We start from the raw sequence: 1,587 nt of genomic DNA, 5'->3' as shown, positions 1-1,587 counted from the left end.
GGGTCGGCTGCCGGTGTGGTGACGGGTGAGGTCGGTGAAGGGGGCCGTACGGCTTTCCTGTTCGCCGGTCAGGGCTCCCAACGTCTTGGCATGGGACGGGAGTTGTATGAGGAGTACCCGGCCTTCGCCGATGCCTTCGACGCCGTGTGCGCCCACGTCGACACCGAGCTGCCCCGCTCGTTGCGTGAGGTGGTCTTCGGCGACGAGGACGACGTACTGAACCGGACGGAGTTCGCGCAGCCCGCGCTGTTCGCGCTGGAGGTGGCGCTGTTCCGGCTGGTGGAGTCGTGGGGTGTGCGTCCGGATGTGCTCGCCGGGCATTCGATCGGTGAGATAGCGGCGGCTCATGTGGCGGGGGTGTGGTCGCTGGCGGACGCGTGCCGTCTGGTGGTGGCGCGGGGTCGGCTGATGCAGGCGTTGCCGGCTGGTGGTGCGATGGTGGCGGTGCAGGCGTCCGAGGACGAGGTGCTGCCGCTGCTGAGCGGTGAAGTGGGTGTCGCTGCGGTCAACGGGCCGCGTGCGGTGGTGGTTTCGGGTACCGCCGGGGCCGTCGGTGGGATCGCGGAACATTTCCGTGGTGAGGGGCGCAAGGTCACGGCTCTGCGGGTGAGCCATGCCTTCCACTCGCCGCTGATGGAACCGATGCTCGACGACTTCCGGGCCGTGGCCGAGAGCCTCACCTACGAGCAGCCCCGGATACCGGTCGTCTCGGCGGTCACCGGGGCGACCGCCGCCGAGGAACTGGTGTCGCCGGACTACTGGGTGGAGCACGTCCGTGCGACGGTGCGCTTCGCGGCCGCCGTAAGCACCCTGGACGGACAGGAAGGCGTCCGACGCTTCCTCGAACTCGGGCCGGACGGCACGCTCACCGCCCTGGCCCAGGCCGTCGCGGACGACGAGAGGAGGATCGACCGTGATCCGCCCGTCTTCATGACCGCTCTGCGCAAGGACCGGCCCGGGACGAGGTCGGTGCTGTCCGCCCTGGCAGGCGTCTTCGTGTCCGGCGGGAACGTCGACTGGTCGGCGATGCTCGGCGACGACGGTGTCGGGACCCCCGGACTGCCGACGTATGCGTTCCAGCATGAGCGGTACTGGCCGGAGGCCGTGCGTCGGGAGCCGGTGGTGGGTGGCGGTGGTGAGGTCGATGCGCGGTTCTGGGAGGCGGTCGAGCGGGAGGATCTGGAGGCTCTGGCGGGTGCGCTGGAGTTGGAGGAGGAGGTCGTGGGGGCGGTGCTGCCCGCGCTGACCTCCTGGCGGCGGCAGAGCCAGGAGCAGGCCGAGACGGACCGCTGCCGGTACCGGGTGCGCTGGGAGCCGGTGGCCGGCATCCCCCGCGACGCGGTCCTGGAGGGGCGTTGGCTGGCAGTCGTACCGGACGGCCATGACGCGGACACATGGGCGGTCTCCGTACGGGAGGCGCTCGGCGGGGCGGGCGCCGACGTCGAGTACTGGACCTGCGACCCGCGCGCGGACCGCGCGCAGCTCGCAGCCGGGCTGAAGGACCTGCCGTCGGTGGCGGGTGTGGTGTCTTTGCTGGCTCTCTCGGGCGAGGTGTCCGGGGATGGTGTGCCGGTGGGGGTGTCGGGT

General features: G+C 71.2%; 1 protein-coding gene. It reads left to right on the top strand.

Annotation, left to right across the window (positions count from 1 at the left end):
• Positions 1 to 15: 15 nt before the first annotated feature.
• On the top strand, positions 16 to 1,587 hold a 1,572-nt coding region (locus ABZ490_RS52125), incomplete at its 3' end, for an acyltransferase domain-containing protein (RefSeq protein ID WP_359008116.1).

The sequence above is a fragment of the Streptomyces sp. NPDC005811 genome (genome assembly GCF_040630405.1).
Classification (GTDB): Bacteria; Actinomycetota; Actinomycetes; order Streptomycetales; family Streptomycetaceae; genus Streptomyces.
The sequence above is the reverse complement of the archived record's forward strand: the minus strand, read 5'-3'. Positions and strand labels throughout refer to the sequence as shown.